1 protein-coding gene and 1 pseudogene are annotated in these 321 nt (G+C 58.6%); one reads left to right on the top strand and one right to left on the bottom strand.

Going from position 1 to position 321, the window contains the following annotated elements:
- Positions 1-212, top strand: a 212-nt coding sequence (locus tag EN851_RS36650; RefSeq protein WP_189587355.1) for a hypothetical protein, incomplete at its 5' end; no start/stop codon positions are given.
- A 6-nt stretch (positions 213-218) separates the two neighbouring features.
- Here the strand turns inward: EN851_RS36650 and EN851_RS37565 are convergent.
- Positions 219-321: pseudogene (locus EN851_RS37565) on the bottom strand (segregation and condensation protein B); the annotation flags it as partial.

The following is a 321-nucleotide window of genomic DNA, read 5'->3' as shown; positions in this document are numbered from 1 at the left end:
GCAATCTAGACGGCATCGTCGTCAAGGCGACGGTCAAGATGGCGAGCGCGGAGCGGGGCCAGTACAAGGACGAGTGCTTCCTGTTCGGCGCCGTCGTCGACAACGAATTCCAAATGGTTCGCGACCCGTATGAGACCAAATGCAATGAAACTCAGATCTCAGCCCAGTGGGCTGTCGGCCACGAGCTCAAGAGCCTTTGGATTGCCAATTGACCTGACCTATCCCTCATCGCGATCGGAAAACTCGGGCATGATTTCGCCGGCCAGCAGCTTCTCCTTCGACAGCAGCCCGGCATCCTCGAGCGCCTCGAAATCCGGCAAC

Origin of the sequence: Mesorhizobium sp. M8A.F.Ca.ET.208.01.1.1 (assembly GCF_004791315.1) — a bacterium.
Classification (GTDB): Bacteria; Pseudomonadota; Alphaproteobacteria; order Rhizobiales; family Rhizobiaceae; genus Mesorhizobium.
Note: the sequence above shows the minus strand (reverse complement) of the source record. Positions and strands in the feature narration are given on the sequence as shown.